Origin of the sequence: Tahibacter sp. (assembly GCF_032229445.1) — a bacterium.
In the GTDB taxonomy this organism is placed as follows: Bacteria; Pseudomonadota; Gammaproteobacteria; order Xanthomonadales; family Rhodanobacteraceae; genus Tahibacter.
In genome coordinates, this window is sequence record NZ_JAVTWC010000093.1 from 194885 (window position 1) to 203537 (window position 8653).

The following is an 8653-nucleotide window of genomic DNA, read 5'->3' on the forward strand; positions in this document are numbered from 1 at the left end:
CTCAGGAACCGAATTCTTCATCTATCTTGCGTCTCACCTCAGGCAGGTGAAACGTCGTTTCATGCATACGCAGCTCGGCATCCACAGCCTCGGCCAATTCCCTGTTAAGCCTGGCATTAAGGCGTTGTTTGAGGAGTACGAGAGAGATGCGGGGTTTTTCTGCCAGATTGCGTGCGAGGGCAAGCGCCTGTTCAAGCACCAGCGCACGCGCAACAACCGGGAAAGAGATGCCTCGCTGTTGCAGTTCCGCTCCCCGGTAATTCCGCCCCGTCGTCAGTATCTCTGTCGCCAATGGTAAGCCCAGCCGCTCCGGAAGAACCAGCGTCGACCCGAAGCCCGGCGTAAAGCCGTAGCGCATGCAATTGACGTTGTAGATGCTTTCTCGTGCAAGAATCACATAGTCAGCAAAAAGGCCAAAAATAAACCCGCCGCCGATACCGTGTCCCTGCATCGCGGCAATGACCGGCACCGGACACGTCAGTGGCAGACTGAACACGGCGTTGTCGGTAAAGCGCATCTTTCCGTCGTTGAGTGCCACCAGTCCCTGCTGGGTGCCGCCAGAGCAGAAATAAGTATCGTAGCCCGTCATTATGACGGCCTTGTAGGCGTCATTGGCGCGGATATGCGCGAACGCCTGCATCAACCCTATACTCAGTTCACTCGAAAACGTGTTCTTGTTGACGCGATCATTCAGGGTGAGCTTGACGATGCAATCGCCGACCACTTCCAGCAGGACCGCATCGTTTGCCGGCTGCCCCCTGGCCCCCGTTTCCTGCAGGTCTGCCGTTACTCCCATGACAACACGCCGTAGTCGACACAGCGGGCGGTACCCGCCAGGTTTTCAGGTTCGGGGAACAGGGCCAGATTGGCTCTGACCACCGCATGCTTGCCAGTCGCTAGCGTATTGCTCCCTACGTACGGCAGGCACTTCAGACGGGCGAATCCTTTGCCGGACAGGCAGTTCGGTCCCTGCAAACGCCTTCTCGGCACCTGTGCGCTTTTTTCAGCGCAAACATCGAACTGCCGCCATTCCTGCGCTTGGCGGGCATCAGTAGCCTGCGCTATCAATAACATGCGATCGCCCCGCTGGGTCTCGATACATCGGACGAGGAAAGGCTGCAAGTAAACTCCAATTCGGACAGCGAATACACGATCTCGTCGGCAATGAAAATGTCGCAGGCCACGATCCCCTACGCCGCAGGCATTTGCGTTGCCTGGGCACTCGAAACAAACGACCCTGTCGCCAACCGCAGCCACAGAGCGCAAGATGATCTTGGGTCATGCGCGCCATCCCAGCCATGCACACGCCAGTTCGCGATGGCGCCGACGTCCGCGCCCGCGCAAAAAACGTCGCCGTTGCCTACGGTCACTACCACGTGGTGTCGGCCGCGTCAGTTTCGAGCACGTGCCCGAACTCCCCAATCATCTGCGTGTTGGTCGAATTGCTCGCTGCCGGCGGCTTGAAGGCAAAGAAAAACGCCTCACCGCGCAACGAAACCAAAACTGTCGTCACGCCCACTCGTATTCCCGGTGGTAATGGTCGATCTTCTTCAGCGCCAATCGACTGTTGCTGCGCAGCGTCTCATACGCACCGGGGATGAATCCACAATCAATCGCGGCATGCCGCATGCCAAAACGGACGCCGTGGTTTCCCTGCAGGATGCACTCATACTCCTCTACGCTCAATTCGTAGCGCTCATCCAGTTGCTGGTCGATATTGTAGCTACGTACGATGCTCTGTCCTTCCTCGGTGACGATGCCGCTGTGAAACTCCGAGCAGCAGCCTGAGCCGTAGGAAAAGCAGCCGATACGCCCAGGCCGGGAAAAATTCCCGTGCAAGATAGTGCTCGCCAGGGAGATGAAGACCGTGCCGCCCATAATGTTGCCGACGCGCTGGCAGTGGAGCAGTCCTGGCCATACGCGTTGCGCGAAATCTTTATCGATTTCAGGCGGTTTCGCGGCGCACATCTTGCGCATCATGGTGCGGTGCGCGCCCTTCACCATTCCGCCGAAAGGTGTGTGGAAGACTAAGTACTGGAAAGTGGCCGCGTAGTCGGCCTCAGGTACGCGCTTGCGATATTCAAGAAACGAGTTCTCGCAACAATCAAGATAAGACAGCAGCGAAAGATCGCTGTCACCGGCCTCGCCGTCTGGTACCGGCCGGCAGGTATCCATGACTTCGTAGCCGTAGTAGCCACAGGCCCCTATGTCGGCACGGTACACCTTGGGCTGATCGCTGATCAGCAGCGCAGCCGCGCCCGAGCCGGAACTGGGTTCTGCATAGGACCAGTCCTCGGTAAGAACATTGCCTCCTTCAACTACCATGTGGCGCGAAACGTCACTGGCAATCACTAGCGCTTTGGCGCCCGGCGAGGCCTGGGACAAGATAAAACCGAGAGCCGTCTGATAGCCAGCGGTACCCGCATAGCACGCCTGCTTGATCTCAAACAGACGGCAGTTCCTGCTCAGACCGAGATAGTCGTGCACATATGTGCTCAGCGATTTTCCGAAATCGATGCCCGACTCTGTGCAAACAACCAGCAGTTCGATACGGTTCTTTTCCTCCGCTGACAGACGGTCGATGATCGGCTTGGCCGCATTGACGGCAAAAGTCACACCGTCTTCGTACGGTAGCGCCATCGACTTCTGCTTCATCAACAGATTGGAGAAACGGTCCGCATCCAATCCGCGATGGGCGACCAGCTTCATCACATCCAGGCAGGCGGACCCGCCAAAAATGTTGATCGCTTCAATACCTGCCTGCCCCATAAACACTCCAGAAAAAGCACCGCGCCCACATTGACGCTATTCCGACCGCAACGACGGCGCGAATCCGTCCGAATAAAATCCCATTTGTACAAGCATACGCGAAACGATTTTTGTACTGCAGGCAACTCAGCTACGCAGCAGCGTTGATGCCCCGAAACCTGCGCCGGCGTTGAGCACATGCGCCATATCCAGCGCATGCGCGAACGCGCATCCGATTGAACGACCTGCTGATCGACTAATTCAGCTTCGGGCACAGATGCACCATCGAATGCCGCATCTGCAGCGCACATGCTGCAAACTCCTCCGCGCCGGCTGCACTCAATCCGAGTCCGGCGATGGAATCGGTCGAATCGATCGCTGAACCATTGAGGCGAAGCTCTTTTCGCACCCACAGTTTATTGCCGCCGCCGATCACCGAACCAATACCTCGCGGGTCACATAGACAGCATCATGCGCCACGACACCCGCTGCTTCCAGACAAGCGACAATGGTTTTCGCTCCTCCCTCAAATCCAGGATCGGGAAGTCGATGGCCGAAAGCGTAGTACGACCAACCTCCCCTTTGAGTACAGCGCAACCTTCGGAAGCGTGGACTTTGCTTGGTTCTCTATTACGATTGCGGCACAGGCGCCGGCAAAGATGAATCTGTCATGCTGCCGGCCGACCAGACGACAAGCCATTGTTGGATCAGCGCCAAAGCGTTCCGATCCCGTTGGACCGACGGAGCTCGGGAACTCTGCCTTTCCGGTACCACTCGCTGAAGCAACGTCGATTCCGGTGCCGAGCAAACCAATAGGCATGCGCCTGCAACTTCTCTCAGATTTGCTGTGCACGTGCGCAGATGTTGTTCGGACCGAAGGATCTAACATTCGGAATTTTGAGCAACAGGGCTTCCAGGATCATCAGGACAATCTCCGTCCGCCCGACGGCGTTCGCGCCCAGCTACTGCAGCGAACCGCTCGCGGGCAGCTCGTCTGCTCCAACGAGCAGATGACCTTGCACCCGTGCCGGGATGTCTGGAACATTTCTTTCTTTGTCATATTGTTACATTCTGCGGGGCAACACCTACGCCGTTTCACTGGCAGCACTCCCCCGAACAACTGTAGCCGCCATTGATGCCCGTGGATGGGGAACGCGGGGCGACTTTGGCGCCGCGGCGAGATGCCAGGCAATCTCACGCCGTGGCGGGTTGACGGATTTCCCTGATCAATCGACCGAGCACCGTACCTGGTCCGACTTCATCGAACTCGCTCACGCCGCGTGAAACAAGATAGTTGATGGTATCAGTCCAGTTGACGGCGCCGCACAACTGTTCTTTCAGGTTGTAGATGATCTGGTGATCCTGGTATGGCAACGCATTGACATTGGCGATGACCGGAATCTTCAGCGGACGGAACTGGAAATTTCTAAGGAACGCCTCGAACTGCTCTCTAACCGGCGCCATATAGCGGGAGTGGAATGGCGCACTCACCGGCAGCGGAATGAATCCTGCGCCCAGGCGTTCAAGATGCGGGCGCGCCGCCTCCAGGTCGGGCAAAGCGCCGGAGATCACCGTCTGCTTGGGTGAGTTGAGATTAGCGATATCAATACCGGTCAACCCGCTAGTGTGAAGGAGTTCTCGAATACGGCTTACATCGCAAGATATGACAGCAGCCATGCCACCACCCGAGGCTTCACTCATCAGACGGGCACGCATCTTCACGATGCGCAATCCGTCGTCGAAATCGAAGGCGCCCGCAGCGAAAAGAGCGCAATACTCGCCCAGGCTGTGGCCAGCAAGATACGCCGGCAGCGTGTCATTCTGGGCTTTCTTGAGAAATGACAGCGCTCCAACTACAAAAAGAGCCGGCTGTGTGTACTGTGTTCTGCCCAACAGCTTGTTCGGATCCGAAAGGCACAGTTCCTCGATGGAATATTCCAAGATCTGGTCGGCGCGGTCTACGTAATCGCGGAACTCGTCAAACAGACCCTTGCCCATGCCGACCGACTGAGACCCCTGGCCCGGAAACACAAACGCTTTCATCTGGCAAATCCCTCCAACAAATATCGCGCGCGCCTGCCACCGAACGATGCGCGGGAGAAAAGCCACCGAGGACAGATGCAAGCGGAGCTTGTGATGCTCATCAGACAACTGCCGCACCCGGCGCCACCAAACGAATGCTCTGGCGACAAGCAGCATCACTATCATTTGGCCTCGCCTTCGCTTCCTTGTCTTGATGTCCCTTGCAACCCGTTCCGCTTAACGGGTGCCTGTTACCAAGCGCCACGCCTCATCGCGACCGATGCAAACATGCACAGACCGGTCACTTTCGGTGAAACCGGAACAAATTTGCAAATATCTCCAAACAGACAAGTCACAAGCCATGCCGTCGCGCTCCCGCACAACGAGACCGTTCTCGGCCGATGTGAAAGCCAGATCGTGGCAGGTATCGCCGAAACTTCGCGATCCCGCCATAGCAGCAAAGCGACTCCGCGCGATTTGAAACGGCCAATTAGAACCATGCTTGCCGCTGGTTGCACAATAGCAGCAGGAGTGCACCATCGCCAGCCTGGAGGGGGCCTAACCCATGTTCGCGCACTATGGACCCTCTGGCCGCGCACAGAGTTGCGCTCTACCGTGGCTAAAACCATATTTCCGAATGTCATTCATGCAGAACGCTGCACTCGTGTTTCTTGGATCAGCCCAGGAGATCGAGCTCTTTCAATGTCGTTACGTCGGCCGCCGTTATAACTACTCGCCAACTTCGCTTCAGGTACGAATGAAATCCTTACGCCGTGTCCAAGCGCAAAGCGGAGCGCTTTGCCGGACGGCATCCTGCCCGACGACCGCTCCAGCGGCGGCCAAGGGGAACAGAGGATCGCGCGGCGTATTGAACCTGTTTGCCAGTTGTTTCAGCGGCAACTACCGTCGCGACGCCTGCAAGCGCCAGGTCACTTTTCTGGATTGAGCAGCGCTGGTCTCAGGCGCAGCGGTAACCGGCCCTCCGTGCCGAAGTCATTCGGTCGACTCGACAACAATCGACAGGAATGCACCGCGAGCGCTGTTCACCACCCCGTCGGCAGCGTTACCGGTGATGCCACGCACGAAGCTACCACCGTAGTTCGATCCGTTAGCGGCGATGCCCCATACGTGATCGCCAATACTCAGACGGGAATGGTGGTCGCACATGACAAGCTTGTCCGGCGTGCAGTATTCCTGCACCAGCCAGTGTTGCTGCGCAATCTTTTCTTCGACAAGACTGTGCCACTGCTGCTCGGTATAATACAGGCCCACAAAAACAGCGCTGCCTTGCGCACTATTGGACAGCTTCAGCACAAACTGATCTTTTTGCTGCCTGAGCACCTGACGCAACGGAACGCGCTTGTCTTTCCAAATCACGTCATGATCAAGCAGGCGTACCGTCCACGGAAAATAGCGCCGGACAAGCTCGGCATCGGCCGCCGACGCCTTTCCCGAGGCGATCCACTCGTAAAGGAGAGCGAGCAGGATCTTGCTGCCGAACATCACATGTCCTGGCGTGTCGGGGAAGAGAATCTTCTTGCGCGCCTGGGCAATGCTCAGCCTGCCGAGCAGGTCGTCGGGCAGCTCAGGAATGGGCTTCTTGACGAAAACGCCGTCGATACTATGTCCCTGGTAAAAGATCTCGCCACCGTTGCGGTACTCGACAGCAGACGGATCGTTCGTCCAGAACAGGCGCCCCGGCGCAAGTTCCGCCGGCCTGATCGTGTCGTACAGGCGTTGAAAACAACTGATGAGGTTTTCCTGATTGTGCATCGGATCCATGAAATACAGCAGGTTGCCGGTCAGGCGTGGCTTCTTCAGCGCGGCGACCCTTCGCAAGATATGCAGGAAACGCTCTTTCAGCAGCGGCCGGAAGCAAACCTGTCCGGGCTGAAACTTCGCGTACGCGAGGCAATCGCGGTAGACGTCTTCCAGGAAGTCGGTATACCAGCCGCCGCAAGTCGACCCGACGTTCAGTTCGACAATCTTGAACATGCCATTGCTGTATAGCCCATCGTAACGAACGATGAAATCTTCCGGATCAAGTGGGCTGGACAGCATGAAACGGTAGATGTCGCGCGGCCAGCCGACGTATTCATGGAACAAGTCCGCATTGTTGCCGAAGTGACCGGTCACGGCCCGGTAGAACAGCGGCACGAAATTCGCGGATATGAAACGGAATTCGTCGAGCATCGTCTTATCGATGATGACCGGCCATGGACTCTGCGTGTACTCAAGCTCGATGATGAATGGCTCAATTGTCTGCTGCGCCATACGCGCAGGACCTGCCGCGGATATTTGTTGACTGTCGAGCAAGGTACGGATCAGGTTGGCGTAGTGGTCGGAATAGCTGCGCGTGTTGTGAAGAATCTGCTTGGCGTGCATAGCGGCTCTTGAGGTTCTGGAAGCATTGTTGCGTTGCAACGGCGCATCCACGCACGTCAATGCACGGTGCGTGCTTGCATTTCATGGCTGTTATCGCCTCGGTGAGCCTGAGCAGCATCTCAGGAAGCCCGACAATTGCCCACAGCCATCGGCCGTGGCGCAAATCGGTCCACCACGGCACGCAAGTTCGGGACTTCGTTGCCGAACGGCGTCAGGATGGTGTGGATTGTCGAGCGCGAATCCTGCGACAGACAATATTTCACGAACGTTGCAAGCGTGCCCGATGGGCCGATATCGATGTAGTGATGATTGCCCTGAGATTCGAGCAATGCCACCGACTCTTTGAATCGGATCGGCTTTACCGCGATATTCCAGAGATCCTCGTGCGAGAATTCACGAACCATTTCTGTCCGCGCACTGCAGATGATCGGCAACTGGCCAGGGCGAATCTGCGTTGCCTCCAAGGCCGCCAGGAATTGCGGTCTCAGCACATGGATATGCCTGGAATGGAATGCATAGGAAACATTGAGCAACTGGCAGACGACACCTTGCTCGTCAAGAAACCGCTTGGCATCGTCAATGTCGTCGCCGTGACCGGCCACGACGAAATGATTCGGCATATTGACGGCAGCCAACTCGGTGCGGGCGTACAGCCGCGGTGCCTCGTCGAACAGCGAGGGCGGCGCGAGCACGGCGAGCATGGCACCCGGATCGCAATGGCACTCAAGCAAACGCGCCTGTTCGATGACAATGGCAAGCGCGTCCTCTTGCGCAATGCACCCGGCGATTGCGGCGGCAACGAACGTGCCCATACTGGAGCCCAGCAGCAGGTCAGGAACAACGCCATGGTCGGCCAGGGTATTGGCCAGTGCGCATTCAATCATGTAGATGCCGGGATGCGAGAACCGCGTCATTGTGAAGGGTTCACTCGGCGTCCTGGCCGGCTGAAACAGATGCTCGACGACGGAGCCTCCCATCAACGCCGCAGCTTTCGCGTCCAGTCGATCAAGATGGCGGCGAAACAGCGGATCCTGCTGGTAGAGAGTCGCGGCCATCTGGTAGTAGTGAGACCCCTGGCCGGAGAACATGAACACAACGGGCCAGCGAACTTCACTACCAGGACGAAATTGGCGATTCATCGTTATGTGATCTCAGGCAGGGCTTGGATGGGCAGCGGTAGCGCTGGCAGCGCCCGCCCGACGGGTACCCTCAGTGCCAGATATTGTCAGCGCCGCACAGACCGCGTAGCGCCTACCAGGACGCGGGCACGACCCTGATCACAAACACCGCGCTGACACGCGGATGCAATTTTCGTGCGCTTGCTATGCATAAACGCCATCTCGCTGCTGGGTCATGCGGCCACTACTCCAGGCGGGGCCTGCTTGATCCCATGGTTGGGAATATGCAAATAAGTCGTGCTCACCCACATGAATGGCTGTATGAAAGGCCCGACGAGAAAGAGGAACAGCACCGTCGTTACGCCCATGGGGCCGCCGAG

The 8653-nt window shown here is 57.4% G+C and carries 9 protein-coding genes; 1 reads left to right on the top strand and 8 read right to left on the bottom strand.

Going from position 1 to position 8653, the window contains the following annotated elements; translation table 11 throughout:
* Window position 1: 1 nt before the first annotated feature.
* The 6 genes from RUU78_RS15950 to fabD form a co-directional block, all read right to left on the bottom strand.
* Window positions 2-796, bottom strand: coding sequence for a polyketide synthase (locus tag RUU78_RS15950; protein ID WP_313918336.1), 795 nt, complete (start codon window positions 794-796; stop codon window positions 2-4).
* Window positions 787-1122, bottom strand: a complete 336-nt coding sequence (locus RUU78_RS15955; RefSeq protein ID WP_313918338.1) for a hypothetical protein — start codon at window positions 1120-1122, stop codon at window positions 787-789. The genes RUU78_RS15950 and RUU78_RS15955 overlap by 10 nt, the downstream gene beginning before the upstream one ends.
* A 247-nt stretch (window positions 1123-1369) precedes the next feature.
* On the bottom strand, window positions 1370-1513 hold the full coding sequence (locus RUU78_RS15960) for a hypothetical protein (protein ID WP_313918339.1): 144 nt from the start codon (window positions 1511-1513) through the stop codon (window positions 1370-1372).
* A complete protein-coding gene (locus tag RUU78_RS15965; RefSeq protein ID WP_313918341.1) occupies window positions 1510-2769 on the bottom strand; it encodes a hydroxymethylglutaryl-CoA synthase family protein in 1260 nt (419 codons plus the stop codon). The genes RUU78_RS15960 and RUU78_RS15965 overlap by 4 nt, the downstream gene beginning before the upstream one ends.
* A 235-nt stretch (window positions 2770-3004) precedes the next feature.
* On the bottom strand, window positions 3005-3184 hold the full coding sequence (locus RUU78_RS15970; RefSeq protein ID WP_313918343.1) for a hypothetical protein: 180 nt from the start codon (window positions 3182-3184) through the stop codon (window positions 3005-3007).
* Window positions 3185-3942: 758 nt separating this feature from the next.
* Entirely contained in the window at window positions 3943-4956 is a 1014-nt protein-coding gene (gene fabD / locus RUU78_RS15975) for an ACP S-malonyltransferase (RefSeq protein ID WP_313918344.1), read from the bottom strand.
* 460 nt (window positions 4957-5416) lie between these two features.
* Here fabD and RUU78_RS15980 point away from each other — a divergent pair, with 460 nt between their 5' ends.
* Entirely contained in the window at window positions 5417-5716 is a 300-nt protein-coding gene (locus RUU78_RS15980; protein ID WP_313918346.1) for a hypothetical protein, read from the top strand.
* A gap of 47 nt (window positions 5717-5763) precedes the next feature.
* On the opposite strand, the gene RUU78_RS15985 is transcribed toward RUU78_RS15980, so the two are convergent.
* Window positions 5764-7155, bottom strand: coding sequence for a hypothetical protein (locus tag RUU78_RS15985; protein WP_313918347.1), 1392 nt, complete (start codon window positions 7153-7155; stop codon window positions 5764-5766).
* Window positions 7156-7274: 119 nt separating this feature from the next.
* Window positions 7275-8294 (bottom strand): acyltransferase domain-containing protein, encoded by a 1020-nt coding sequence (locus tag RUU78_RS15990; protein ID WP_313918349.1) that lies wholly within the window; start codon window positions 8292-8294, stop codon window positions 7275-7277.
* Between the last annotated feature and the right edge of the window lie 359 nt (window positions 8295-8653).